This is a genomic window from Phenylobacterium sp. (assembly GCF_044371015.1).
Taxonomy (GTDB): Bacteria; Pseudomonadota; Alphaproteobacteria; order Caulobacterales; family Caulobacteraceae; genus Phenylobacterium.
Genome location: NZ_JBILUK010000092.1, coordinates 1 through 11,665 on the forward strand (window position 1 = coordinate 1; position 11,665 = coordinate 11,665).

At 68.5% G+C, this 11,665-nt stretch carries 14 protein-coding genes; 10 read left to right on the forward strand and 4 right to left on the reverse strand.

Features of this window, described 5'->3' with window-relative positions; translation table 11 throughout:
* On the forward strand, window positions 1-458 hold a 458-nt coding region (locus ACIQ3R_RS09510), incomplete at its 5' end, for a peptidylprolyl isomerase (RefSeq protein ID WP_397417745.1).
* Window positions 455-931: a cupin domain-containing protein gene (locus ACIQ3R_RS09515; protein WP_397417747.1), complete on the forward strand. Its 477-nt coding sequence runs from the start codon at window positions 455-457 to the stop codon at window positions 929-931. The genes ACIQ3R_RS09510 and ACIQ3R_RS09515, both read left to right, overlap by 4 nt.
* A 140-nt stretch (window positions 932-1,071) precedes the next feature.
* On the opposite strand, the gene ACIQ3R_RS09520 is transcribed toward ACIQ3R_RS09515, so the two are convergent.
* Window positions 1,072-1,689 carry a hypothetical protein gene (locus ACIQ3R_RS09520; RefSeq protein ID WP_397417749.1) on the reverse strand — a complete coding sequence of 206 codons (618 nt, stop codon included), beginning with the start codon at window positions 1,687-1,689 and terminating at the stop codon, window positions 1,072-1,074.
* A gap of 178 nt (window positions 1,690-1,867) precedes the next feature.
* On the opposite strand from ACIQ3R_RS09520, the gene ACIQ3R_RS09525 reads away from it, so the two are divergent.
* The 5 genes from ACIQ3R_RS09525 (at window position 1,868) to gyrB (ending at window position 7,162) form a co-directional block, all read left to right on the forward strand.
* Window positions 1,868-2,056 (forward strand): hypothetical protein, encoded by a 189-nt coding sequence (locus tag ACIQ3R_RS09525; RefSeq protein WP_397417751.1) that lies wholly within the window; start codon window positions 1,868-1,870, stop codon window positions 2,054-2,056.
* Between the two features lie 277 nt (window positions 2,057-2,333).
* The gene (locus ACIQ3R_RS09530; RefSeq protein WP_397417753.1) at window positions 2,334-3,032 is read left to right on the forward strand and encodes an SHOCT domain-containing protein; all 699 of its coding nucleotides are present in this window, start codon (window positions 2,334-2,336) and stop codon (window positions 3,030-3,032) included.
* 336 nt (window positions 3,033-3,368) lie between these two features.
* The gene (gene ruvC, locus ACIQ3R_RS09535; RefSeq protein ID WP_397417755.1) at window positions 3,369-3,875 is read left to right on the forward strand and encodes a crossover junction endodeoxyribonuclease RuvC; all 507 of its coding nucleotides are present in this window, start codon (window positions 3,369-3,371) and stop codon (window positions 3,873-3,875) included.
* A gap of 28 nt (window positions 3,876-3,903) precedes the next feature.
* Window positions 3,904-4,422, forward strand: a complete 519-nt coding sequence (locus tag ACIQ3R_RS09540) for a glycine cleavage system protein R (protein WP_397417757.1) — start codon at window positions 3,904-3,906, stop codon at window positions 4,420-4,422.
* Between the two features lie 295 nt (window positions 4,423-4,717).
* Window positions 4,718-7,162: a DNA topoisomerase (ATP-hydrolyzing) subunit B gene (gene gyrB, locus ACIQ3R_RS09545; protein ID WP_397417760.1), complete on the forward strand. Its 2,445-nt coding sequence runs from the start codon at window positions 4,718-4,720 to the stop codon at window positions 7,160-7,162.
* Between the two features lie 132 nt (window positions 7,163-7,294).
* Here gyrB and ACIQ3R_RS09550 read toward each other — a convergent pair whose 3' ends face one another.
* Complete coding sequence (locus ACIQ3R_RS09550) at window positions 7,295-8,263, reverse strand: WD40 repeat domain-containing protein (protein ID WP_397417762.1); 969 nt, start codon at window positions 8,261-8,263, stop codon at window positions 7,295-7,297.
* Between the two features lie 151 nt (window positions 8,264-8,414).
* Between ACIQ3R_RS09550 and ACIQ3R_RS09555 the strand changes: the two genes are divergently transcribed.
* Window positions 8,415-8,858: a biopolymer transporter ExbD gene (locus ACIQ3R_RS09555; protein WP_397417765.1), complete on the forward strand. Its 444-nt coding sequence runs from the start codon at window positions 8,415-8,417 to the stop codon at window positions 8,856-8,858.
* A gap of 108 nt (window positions 8,859-8,966) precedes the next feature.
* Window positions 8,967-9,269 (forward strand): hypothetical protein, encoded by a 303-nt coding sequence (locus ACIQ3R_RS09560; protein ID WP_397417767.1) that lies wholly within the window; start codon window positions 8,967-8,969, stop codon window positions 9,267-9,269.
* A 7-nt stretch (window positions 9,270-9,276) separates the two neighbouring features.
* Here ACIQ3R_RS09560 and ACIQ3R_RS09565 read toward each other — a convergent pair whose 3' ends face one another.
* Window positions 9,277-10,347 (reverse strand): CobW family GTP-binding protein, encoded by a 1,071-nt coding sequence (locus tag ACIQ3R_RS09565; RefSeq protein WP_397417769.1) that lies wholly within the window; start codon window positions 10,345-10,347, stop codon window positions 9,277-9,279.
* A 102-nt stretch (window positions 10,348-10,449) separates the two neighbouring features.
* Between ACIQ3R_RS09565 and dmeF the strand changes: the two genes are divergently transcribed.
* Window positions 10,450-11,391: a CDF family Co(II)/Ni(II) efflux transporter DmeF gene (dmeF, locus tag ACIQ3R_RS09570; protein ID WP_397417773.1), complete on the forward strand. Its 942-nt coding sequence runs from the start codon at window positions 10,450-10,452 to the stop codon at window positions 11,389-11,391.
* Window positions 11,392-11,403: 12 nt separating this feature from the next.
* Here the strand turns inward: dmeF and ACIQ3R_RS09575 are convergent.
* Window positions 11,404-11,665 (reverse strand): hypothetical protein (locus tag ACIQ3R_RS09575; protein ID WP_397417775.1); only part of this gene is annotated, 262 nt, incomplete at its 5' end.

The window sequence follows — 11,665 nt, forward strand, 5'->3', positions numbered from 1 at the left end:
GCTATCGCGCCAGCAAGCCGAAGGACTATGCGGGCAATGACTACGGCCTCGTCCAATGCGGACTGCAGAACGACCCCCGGCGGGTGCTGCCGCCGATCGCGCACGAGTCCACGATCAAGACCGGTCTCACCCACGGCAAGGACGGGGTGATCTCCATGGGCCGCCATGCGCCCGGCACAGCCCAGGCCGACTGGTCGATCATGCTGGGCGACATGAGCTATCTCGACGCCGACCCGAAGAACCCCCGGGCCAACCCCGGCTTCGCCGCCTTCGGCGAAGTGGTCGAGGGGCTGGAGGTGATCCGTAAGATCATCGTGCTGCCGACGGATCCCAACCGGGGCGAAGGCGCCATGAAGGGCGAAATGCTGGTCAAGCCGGTGCGCATCACCCGCGTCAGCCGGGTCACCGCGCCTCCGCCCGTTGTTCCCGCCAGTCCCTCAGCCGCGAGCCCGCCATGATCGACCCGACGAACGTCCCTGACGACGGCTGGAAGCACTCCGGCGTGCGAGTGGTGCCGGCGGGCGAACTCGGCCCCGTCGCCGCGACGACGCCCGGCATGGACCGCGCCGTGGCCATCGACACCGCCCGGGTGGGCGCCCAGAAGCTCTGGGCGGGCACCGTGCACATCCACGCCAACGCCAAGACCGGGGCGCACCATCACGGGCCGCTGGAGAGCGTGATCTATGTGGTCTCCGGCCGGGCGCGGATGCGCTGGGGCGAGCGGCTGGAATTCACCGCCGAGGCGGGTCCGGGCGACTTCATCTATGTGCCGCCCTACGTGCCGCACCAGGAGATCAACGCCTCTCCGGATGAGCCGCTGTCCTGCGTTCTGGTGCGCTCGGATGGCGAGGCCGTGGTGGTCAATCTGGACATCGAGCCGGCCGAGGCCCCGGAAGGCGTCGCCTGGATCGACCCGATCCATCGGGCGTAGGGCCAGCCCCCCTCCGTCCGCTGCGCGGACACCTCCCCCGATCCGGCGCTTCGCGCCCGGGGGAGGACCAGGGCGTTCTTGTCCTCTCCCGCCGGGGAAGGGGGACCATGCGCAGCGTGGTGGAGGGGGGCCGCTCCCCCTCACGCCAGCGCGTGATAGACCAGCGCGAGGCCGGAGACGCTGACCCGCTCGGGCGTGGACGGGATGGCGGGATCGAGTTCGGCGCGGGCGGCTTCGGTGAGGAGCACCATGCCCCCCTGGGCCACATCCTCGCCGAGCTTGGAGGCGAGGTTCACCTCATCGCCGAACAGGTCCTCGTCGGCCAGCACCAGGATGTCGCCGAATCCGATGCCTATGGACGCGTAGAGCCGCCGGTCGGCCGGCATGAGCACATTCACTGTGGCCAGGCGGGAGATGATCTCGCGCGCGGCCGCCACCGCATCGGCCACCTGGTCGAACAGGCAATAGAGATTATCGGCCTCGGCCTTGATCACCCGTCCATTGCGGCCGGTGATCGCCGGCGTGGCCAGGAGTCGCATCTGGTGGATCATCATCAGGAACGCGACCACGCCGTGCACCTGGGTGGTGCGGGAAAAGCCGCTCATGTCCAGCACCAGCACCGCCTGGCGCTGGGTGAAGTCGCGCGCGATGCCGGCGGCGATCTCGCCCCGTCGCTCCGGCTCCTCGATGATGCGGGACAGCAGCGCATCCAGCCGCGCGCGGGTGTTGAGCGGCTCGTCCTGGGCGGGTTCGGTCATCAGGGCCTCCGGTTCGCCCGCGAGGTTAAGCGAAGTTAGGCCTCTTCGTATGCGCCCGATTCACCGGCGGCGACGAAAGCTCTGGGGTCATTCGCCTGGGAAGAGTCACGGCTCAGCCGAGGGTTGGTGGCGTCGTCATCAAACCGTCGTTATCCAGAGAAAGATACGGGGAATCGTCATGGACAGTTTTCTGCTGAGCGGCCTGGGCGCTGATCTCGCCCGCCCGCTGGTGACTGGCGTCATCGGCGACGTGCACGACGCCATCCGCGCCGCGGAAGCCCTTCTGAGCGATTATCCCGCCTGCGAGGCGGTGGAGGTCTTCGTCGAGGGCCGGTTCCTGGGCGACCTGCCGCGCCGGCTGAACTGAGGCGCGCGCTTCAACCCGAGGCGCGTCCCGCTCCTGCCAGCGAAGGCCGGGAACCGCATGGACCATCGGATGCCCTCTCACCCGCATACGAAAAAGCCCCGGCCGAGGCCGGGGCTTTTCCATTCTGAGTCCGGGTGCGATCAGGCCGCAGCGTAGCGTCGGCGGCGGATCAGCGCGCCCGCGCCGCCGAAACGGTTCGCCCGTCCGGCGAGCGTCCCCCGCCTTGAGGCCAGGGGATCGCGGGTCTACCGTCCCCCTTCGCGGCGTGGAGGCCAGCATGAAGGGCGTGATCGAACTCCTTAAGGCGGTGGGGATCTGGGCGGCGGTCTCGGTTCTGACGCTGGGCGTGGGTCTCATCGCCGTGGCGATCTGGGCGGGTCTCGTGTTCCTGGGCGCCGAGGCGCGGGCGCGCAGGGCGCTGGCGGGCCTGGACGACGTTCTGATGACCGGCGAGCAGGCGAGCGCCCGGGCGATCCAGGCCCGCGTCTTCGCGCTCTTCCAGCGGCGGGCGGTGGTGGCGATCACCGGCAGCCGCATCGTGATGGTGCGGCGCGGCCTGCTCGGCGGGTTCAAGATGACCGACATGCAGTGGAAGGACCTCAAGGACGTGCGGCTGGAGCAGAACGTGCTGCCGGGCCTCTGCGGCTCGAACCTGGCCTTCGACAGCCTGATCGCCGGCGCGCCGGGCGTGGCGGTGGACGGCGTCCCTCACGCCACCGCCTCGGAGATCTACGCCAAGGCGCAGTACGAGGAGCAGGCCTGGGAGGAGAAGCGCCGGGTGCGCGGACTGGAAGAGACGCGCGCCGCCTCGGGCGGGGTCTCCATCGGCGGCGGCCTGGATGGCGGGGTCGGCGGCGGTGGCGGAACCGAGCGGATGGTCGCAGAGATCGAGCGGGCCAAGGACCTGCTCGACCAGGGCGCGATCAGCGACGCGGAGTTCCAGGAGATGAAGGCCAAGATCCTCGGCCGGGCGTGAGTCTTGGAACCACAGAACTCATGGAAAGCGCGGAAGCTGCGGATGGCCTGCAGGGCCGCTTGATCCCTCGCAAACGATGCGCGACGCGCGTCATTCGATCTTGACGGTCGCACAGATCTCCGAACTCGGGTTCGGGAGTCCCTAAACACTGGTCATCCCGGCCGCAGCGCAGACCTGCGGCCGGGATGTCAGGAATCCTGGGGTCTCGTTCACCCGTATTCCTTGCTGTGGATCGTCGCCTCGCCGCTGGCTCCATCCGTGAGTTCCGTGCGTTCCATGGATTCTTGCTTTCGTGTTTTTCGTGCTTTTCGTGGTTCTGGAGACCACCCTCCTCCGGTGAGCGCCGCACCGATTCGACCCGTCCGTATCCTGGGGCTGGACCCTGGCCTTCGCCGCACCGGCTGGGGCGTGATCGCCTGCGAGGGCGCCCGGATCGGCCATGTGGCGCACGGGGTGATTTCGCCGGATCCAGACCTGCCGTTTGCGGAACGGCTGATGGCCCTGTTCGAAGGGATCGAGGCGGTGGTCGCCGCCCATGCGCCGGACGAGGCGGCGGTCGAGGAGACCTTCATCAACTCCAACGCCCAGTCGGCGCTCAAGCTCGGCCACGCCCGCGCCATGGCCCTGGTGGTCCCGGCGCGCGCCGGCCTGCCGGTGGCCGAATACGCCGCCACGGTGGTCAAGAAGGCGGTCGTCGGGACCGGCGGCGCCGACAAGACCCAGGTCGCCTGGATGATCGCCCGCCTGCTGCCGACCGCCGGGAAGACCAGCGCCGACGCCGCAGACGCCCTGGCCGTCGCCATCGCCCACGCCCACGCCCGGACCGCGCGGCGGGTGGCCTGAAACGGGCGCGGCTGCTATCGAGCGGGCCATGGCGAATGTGATCCTGAGCGTGATCGGCAGCGACCGGCCGGGCCTGACCGAGGCTCTGGCGGCGGCGGTTCTGTCGGCGGGCGGCAACTGGCTGGAGGGCCACCTGAGCCGGCTGGGCGGGCTCTATGTCGGCTCGGTGCTGGTCGAGATCGAGTCGGACCAGGTCGAGGCCTTGCGTGCGACGGTGCGCTCTGTCGACGCCTCCGGTCTGACCGTCCAGGTCGCGCCGGCGCTGGCGGGCTCTACCGCCGAGGGCGAGGTCCTGCGGCTCAGCGTCGTCGGCCAGGATCGCCCCGGCATCGTACGCCAGGTGACCGCTGCGTTGAGCGGCCTCTCCGTCAACATCGAAGCCTTCGAAACCCGCCTCAGCACGGGCGCCCACTCCGGCGCGCCGCTGTTCCATGTCGACGCCCGTCTGCGCCTTCCGCCCGGCCTCGCGGCGGATGCCGTGCAGGATGCGCTCGAAGCGATCTCCGGCGAGATCATGGTCGACGTGGCGCTGACGCCGGAGGGGTAAGGGTCCCTAGAACCTCCCCCGCAAAGCGGCGGGAGGGGGACCATCGGCCGAAGAGCCGATGGTGGAGGGGGCGAACCTCAGGCTCCGCGTATGGCGCGGCGGCGGGCGCTGAGCTTGCGGCTTGCCCCCTCCACCCCCCGCTCTACGGACCTGACGGTCCTCGGCGAGCGGTCCCCCTCCCGCCGCATCGCGGGGGAGGTGACTTAAGGTCTCGGATCGTCCGAAATGTGTGCAGAATCAGCCGCGAACGCTGTATGGTGAAAACGAATGACCGGGCGCGGCGCAGCCCCCGGCTATGGCTTGCCAGAACGGACCTCAGATGAGCGAAGACAACACCGATCCGACGGGCGCCGAGGACTACGGCGCAGACTCGATCAAGGTGCTGAAGGGCCTTGACGCGGTGCGCAAGCGGCCGGGCATGTACATCGGCGACACCGACGACGGCTCGGGCCTGCACCACATGGTCTATGAGGTGGTCGACAACGCCATCGACGAGGCGCTGGCCGGCTGGGCGACCCGGGTGGAGGTGATCCTCAACGCCGACGGCTCGTGCACCGTCACCGACGACGGACGCGGCATCCCCACCGACATCCACGAGGGGGAAGGCGTCTCGGCGGCCGAGGTCATCATGACCCAGCTGCACGCCGGCGGGAAGTTCGACCAGAACTCCTACAAGGTTTCCGGCGGCCTGCACGGCGTGGGCGTGTCGGTGGTCAACGCCCTGTCAGATTTCCTCAAGCTGAAGATCCACCGCAACGGTCTGGCGCACGAGATGGAGTTCCGGCGGGGCGACGCAGTCTCGCCGCTGATCGTCACCGGCCCCTCGCCCAAGCGTGAGAACGGCGAGCCGCTGACCGGCACCGAGGTGACCTTCCTTCCGTCGCTTGAAACCTTCCGGTTCATCGATTTCGACCTGAAGACGCTGGAGCACCGGCTGCGGGAGCTCGCCTTCCTCAACTCCGGGGTGACCATCTGGCTGAAGGATCACCGCGGCGCCGAGCCGACCGTCGAGATCATGCACTATGACGGCGGCATAGAGGCCTTCGTGCGCCACCTGGACAAGGCCAAGTCCCCGCTCCTGAAGGCGCCCATCGTGGTGCGCGGCCGCCGCGAGACGGTGGAAGTCGACCTCTCGCTCTGGTGGAACGACGGCTATCACGAGAACGTCCTCTGCTTCACCAACAACATCCCCCAGCGCGACGGCGGCACCCACCTGGCGGCCTTCCGCTCGGCGCTGACCCGGATCATCACGAGCTATGCGGAGAGCTCGGGCGCGGCCAAGCGCGAGAAGGTCAGCGTCTCGGGCGAGGACGCCCGCGAGGGCCTGACCTGCGTGCTCTCGGTCAAGGTGCCGGACCCCAAGTTCTCCTCCCAGACCAAGGATAAGCTGGTCTCTTCCGAGGTGCGCCCGGCGGTCGAGGGACTGGTCGGCGAAGGACTCTCAGCCTGGTTCGAGGAGCACCCGACCGAAGCCAAGATGATCGTGCAGAAGATCGCCGAGGCCGCCGCAGCCCGCGAGGCCGCCCGCAAGGCCCGCGAACTGACGCGGCGCAAGTCGGCGCTCGATATTTCGTCGCTGCCGGGCAAGCTGGCGGATTGCGCCGAGAAGGACCCCGCCAAGTCGGAGATCTTCATCGTCGAGGGCGACTCAGCCGGCGGTTCGGCCAAACAGGCGCGCAATCGCGACAATCAGGCGATCCTGCCCCTGCGCGGCAAGATCCTGAACGTCGAGCGGGCGCGGTTCGACAAAATGCTGTCGTCCGAACAGGTCGGCACGCTGATCACCGCGCTGGGCGCCGGCATCGGCCGCGACGACTTCGATATCGAGAAGATCCGCTACCACCGGATCGTGATCATGACCGACGCCGACGTCGACGGCGCTCACATCCGCACGCTGCTGCTCACCTTCTTCTACCGCCAGATGCCGCAGGTGATTGAACGGGGATATCTCTATATCGCCCAGCCGCCGCTCTATAAGGCGTCCAAGGGCAAGAGCATCCGCTACCTCAAGGACGATCCCGAGCTCGACGCCTATCTGGTGGACGAGGGCGTGGACGGCGCGACGCTGGACCTCGCCTCAGGCGAACGGCTGGCGGGCCAGGACCTGCTGGAGCTGGTTCAGGCCGCGCGGGGCGCCAAGGCCAACATCGAGCGGCTGTCGAGCCGCGCGCCCGCCTTCGCCATCGAGCAGGCGGCGCTGGCCGGCCTTATGGGCAATGCGGAGGACGTGGCCGAGGCTGCCCGCCGGCTCGATCTCTACGCCGAGGAGGGCGACGGCGCCTGGAGCGGCGCGCGGGCCGAGGCCGGCGGCTACATGTTCAGCCGTGTGCGCCGAGGGGTGACCGAACGGCTGGTGCTGGACGAACTGTTGCTTCACGCCGCCGACGCCCGCCGCCTGGCCGAGCGCGCCGCCAGGATGAGCGAGACCTTCGCCAAGCCGGCGCTGTTCACCCGTCGGGATCGCACGGCGACGGTGCGCGGACCGCTCGACCTGGTGGGTGCGGTGCTCGACGGCGGTCGGCGCGGCCTCTCCATCCAGCGCTACAAGGGCCTGGGCGAAATGAACGCCGAGCAGCTCTGGGAGACCACCCTCGACGTCGAGGCCCGCACGCTGCTGCAGGTGCGGGTCAACCACGCCGACGACGCCGACGACATGTTCAGCCGCCTGATGGGCGAGTTGGTGGAACCCCGCCGCGACTTCATCCAGGCCAATGCGCTGGATGCCGAGGTGGACGTCTAGGTTCCAACTTTAAGTTTGAATTGCAGTCATCCCGGCCGCAGCAAAGCGGAGAGCCGGGACCCAGTCGCACGGCATGGGATGCTGGGTCCCGGATCGGCCTGCAGCCGTCCGGGATGACTTTGGGAGAGGAGTCTAACTCACCGCCCCCACCCCAGCGCCGCCGGCCTCGTCGCCCCAGGCCACGCGGGCGCCGTCGGGCGAAATCGCCAGGGCGGTGATCGGCGGGCCCTTGTCGGCCTTGAGGTGAACCAGACGCTCGCCGGTGACGTCGCAGGCCCAGACGCGGCCGTCATCGAGGCCGGCGGCCAGCCAGGATCCATCGGGCGTCGCAGCAATCCGGGCCACCAGCGCGCTCTCATCCCAGCCGATCTCGGCCGCCTGCTTGCCCATCGGACCCGTGGCCCCGGCGAAGGGCCACACGACGGCGCCATTGGCCCCCGAGGTGGCGAGCATCGAGCCCTTGGCCATGAACGCCAGGCTCTTCACCTTGGCCGGATAGCCGCCCATGCGCATGTTCTTCTCATCGGCCACGCGCCAGCCATGCAGCTGGTTCTCTTGCATGGCGCTGACCAGGAACTTTCCGTCCGGACTCCAGCGGACGCCGACATGGCTGCCGGCCCAGTCGAGCCTGGCCGGCTTCTGCTCCGCGATGCGGGCGTACCACAACCAGGCGCCGCCATAGGTGGCCACCGCGATCCGGCGGCCCTTGGCGTCGAAGTCGATGTCGGCGACCGACTTGTCGTGCCGGAACAAGCGCTGAAAGGCCGCATCGGCGGGGTCGCGTACATGCAGCTCACGGCCCGCCGCGAAGGCCACCAGGCCCGAGGCGTCGCTGGCGGCCACAGCGTCGATCCAGCGGCCCGGGATCGCCGCGATCTCGGAGACGCCTTCGAGGGTGGTGATGACCGCACGGCCATCGTCGCCGCCGGTCAGCACGCCGCGACCGCCTGGGGCGTGGGCCGCCGACAGCACCGCGCCGTCGTGCGCCTGATGGGTGACGCCGTTGTCGAATCGCACGGTCCCGTCACCCAGCGCGAAGACCGCACGGCCCTCCCGGTCGAAGGCCGCGGCGGTCACAAAGGCGTCGAAGTCGAGGATCATGGGCGCCTCGTAAAGAGCCCTTCCGGCGGCGGCAAGCCGAAGCCGGCGCCGTAACTCTCGCTTAAGGCTTTACAAGCTCACGGCGGCTTGCCAATGGATCGGACGACAGGGCGCGAGACCACGCGCGCTCACGGATGAGGAACAGCATCGCATGGGCGCCAAGGTAGGCGGTGGCGGCGGAGGCAAGTTCGACCTCGGCCAGAACTCTGACATGAACGTCACGCCCTTCGTGGACGTGATGCTCGTGCTTCTGATCATCTTCATGGTGTCGATCCCGGCTGCGACCGTGTCGATCAAGCTCGACCTGCCGCCGGCGATCCCGCCGCCCCCCGGCACCAAGGTGAAGGAGCCGATCCTCATCAACATCCAACGCGGTCAGGCCGTGTTCATCGGCGAAGCGCCGACCACGCTGGAGCGGCTGACGGGCGACCTGTCCGCCGCGCTGACCAAGGATGACCCGACCATGCCGCCCACCGAGCAGCGGGTCTACATCCGGGCCGACCGCGACGTGGTCTACGGCGACTTCATGGCCGTCATGAACATGCTGCAGGGCAACGGCTTCTATCAGGTGGCCCTGATCAACGAAGAGCTCTGAGCCCTTCGGAGTTTCGGTTTTGAGGCGCCCGCCGGAGTGATCCGGCGGGCGTTTTCGTGTCTCGGATGCTGGACCGGCGCGGCGGCGCTCCCCGATCACGACCTCTTGGTGAACGCCGTGGTTACCTTGTCGCTTAAGGCGGTCGAAAGCGCGTTCGGTCATTCTCCGCTGACCGTGAGGGTCAGAACGATCCTCGTTGTGGCGCTGAAGGCGCGAAGGACAATGTGGAACCAGATTGAAGTCGAAGTCGGCCCCCGCGTGCATCGGGGTCGCTATCGGATCGAGGGCCGAAAGGTGCTCCTGGAGTGGCGCGGCGGCCGCGTCGCCGAGTGGTGCGGCTCACTCCGGCCCGACGTGGTGGCGACCCAGAGGCTGAAGCAACTCGCCGCGAGCCCGATGGCGCTGGCCTGACCGCCTCTCAGGCGGCGATGCAGTTCTCGAAGCCGGCCCGGAGCGCGGCCTCGTTGAGGTCGCGGCCGATGAAGACCAGCCGCGAGTAACGGTCGTCCGTCGACTTCCACTCGCCCTGGAAGTCGCCCTCCAGGATCATATGGACGGCCTGGAACACCAGCCGCCGGTCCTCGCCCTTGACGTCGAGGATGCCCTTGGCGCGCAGAATGTCTGCTCCCTGCGTCTGCAGCACGTTGTTCAGCCAGGCTGTGACGCGTTGGCCGTCGATGGGCCTGCGCGCGGTCAGCGACACCGAAGCGATGCCGCTTTCGGCCACGTGATCATGCGCGTGATGATGGTGGTCGTGATCATGGTGATGGTGGTCGTGCCCATGATCATGATCGCAGTGCTCGTCGTGGACGTGACCGTCCTCTCCGTGAGCGGGGTTCAGGAACTGCGGCTTCAGGTCGGTGATCCGGGCCAGATCGAAGGCATGCTGGCCCAGGATCGTTTCCAGCGGCACGTTGGAACGCTGGGCGCGGCGGATGGGCGCGATCGGATTCAGGCGGCGGATCGCCCGCTCCACCTCGGCCAGTTCAGCCTCGGTGACGAGGTCGGTCTTGTTCAGGATGATCTGGTCGGCGAAGGCCACCTGCTCCACCGCCTCACGGCTGTCCTTGAGGCGCAGCAGGAGGTGCTTGGCGTCGACCACGGTGGTGACGCTGTCGAGCTCGGTCTTGGCGCGCACATCCTCGTCGACGAAGAAGGTCTGGGCCACCGGGCCCGGATCGGCCAGGCCCGTGGTCTCCACAATGATGGCGTCAAAGCCGCCCTTCCGCTTCATCAGGCCCGAAAGCACGCGGATCAGGTCGCCGCGCACTGTGCAGCAGACGCAGCCGTTGTTCATCTCGAAGACCTCTTCGTCGGCGCCGACGATCAGGTCGTTGTCGATCCCGACCTCGCCGAACTCGTTGACGATCACAGCATAGCGGCGGCCATGGTCCTCCGAGAGGATGCGATTAAGCAGCGTCGTCTTGCCGGCGCCGAGATAGCCGGTAAGCACGGTGACGGGCGTCTTGGTGATGGGGGTCTCGCTCATGGCCGGACATTTAGTCGGACGCGCGCGGATAATGAAGGCGGGACTTCCGGCAAGACGCGCCCAAGGCTGGCGTTGAGCCTCAAAAGCGTTATACTATAACACATGACTGCGACGCCGACCTCCGATCCTACGCCGCTGGACGCCTTCCGCGAGGATCGCACCTATCTGGGCGCCGACCACCGGCGGAACGAGCGGCGCACCTGGCTGGTGACCGCGATCTGCGTGGGCACACTCCTGGCGCTGGTGGCGGGGGGGATCATCACGGACTCCATGGCGCTGATCGGCGCCGGGCTGCACATGGCCGCCCATGTGGCGTCGCTGGTGGTTGCGGCGATCGCCTATGCCTTCGCGCGTCGCCACGCGGCCAATCCCGCCTTCAGCTTCGGCACCGGCAAGGTCGGCTATCTGGCCGGTTTCGCCAACGCACTGGTGCTCGGCGCCACCGCCGGGTTGATCGCCTGGGAAAGCGCGCATCGGATCGTCGACCCGCATGCGGTGCATTTCCATGGCGCCCTGCCGATCGCGCTCGGCGGTTTGGTGGTGACCGTGGTCTGCGCCTGGCTGCTTCGGCCCACCGGCTCGGACGCCGCGCGCCACGATCCGGACGGCGACCTCAACATCAACGCCGCCCACCTGCACCTCGTGGCCGACGCCGGGGTGGGCGTGCTGGCCATGGCGGCGGTGTTCGCGGGGACGCTGGGGTTTGAGCTCGCCGATCCGCTGGCCGGCCTGGCCGGGGCCGCGCTCGTGGCCCATTTCGCCTGGCGACTGGCGCGTCGGGCGGCCGCCGCGCTGCTCGACATCAATCCGGCGCCGGCGCTCACCGCCGAAGTGCGCCGCCGTTTGTCGTCCGGGGGCGAGGCGGTGGTGGACCTGCACCTCTGGCGGCTGGGGCCCGGCCATCACGCGGTGATTGCTGTGGTGGCTTCGACGCGAACAGCCGACGACCTGCGCGCGCGGCTTTCAGGCCTCGCCGGCCTGTCGCACGTGACCATCGAGACGCGGCCGCCAGGCGACCATGCCCACCAGGGGCATTTTCACTAGGTTCTGAGGGGTCTAGGGCCGTTGAATGCCCTTGACGACGGTGACGCGGATCGGGTCGCCCTCAAGGCTGCGTGAGGCCCAGACCGCGCCGATGCCGCCATTGGCCGGAAAGTCGGTGCAATAGCTGAGCGGGATCGGGATGGGCTTTGATTGGCGCAGACAAACCTTGCCCGCATCCTTCTGGGTCCAGCGGCCGGAAGTCCATTTGCCGCGACGGCCGAACGCCTCCCACTCACCGTTGGCGCGGAGCCACAGCCACTGGTAGCCGCCGTCC